This window comes from Paraburkholderia sp. SIMBA_053, from assembly GCF_046534895.1.
Classification (GTDB): domain Bacteria; phylum Pseudomonadota; class Gammaproteobacteria; order Burkholderiales; family Burkholderiaceae; genus Paraburkholderia; species Paraburkholderia caledonica.
The window spans coordinates 1-439 of the sequence record NZ_JAWRXU010000125.1 but is presented as its reverse complement, the minus strand read 5'-3'; the positions used below and the strand labels follow the sequence as shown (position 1 = coordinate 439).

General features: G+C 51.3%; 1 rRNA gene. It reads left to right on the top strand.

What is annotated here, in order from left to right:
* A 16S ribosomal RNA gene (locus SB753_RS34870) occupies positions 1–439 on the top strand; the annotation flags it as partial.

Below are 439 nucleotides of genomic sequence, written 5' to 3'. Positions count from 1 at the left end.
GACGCCCGTATGCTTATACATCGTTTTCATCGTAGGATCAAGGCAAGCTAATTCATTATATTCATAGATGGGACTGAGACACGGCCCAGACTCCTACGGGAGGCAGCAGTAGGGAATCTTCCGCAATGGACGAAAGTCTGACGGAGCAACGCCGCGTGAGTGATGAAGGCTTTCGGGTCGTAAAACTCTGTTGTTAGGGAAGAACAAGTGCTAGTTGAATAAGCTGGCACCTTGACGGTACCTAACCAGAAAGCCACGGCTAACTACGTGCCAGCAGCCGCGGTAATACGTAGGTGGCAAGCGTTATCCGGAATTATTGGGCGTAAAGCGCGCGCAGGCGGTTTCTTAAGTCTGATGTGAAAGCCCACGGCTCAACCGTGGAGGGTCATTGGAAACTGGGGAACTTGAGTGCAGAAGAGAAAAGCGGAATTCCACGTGT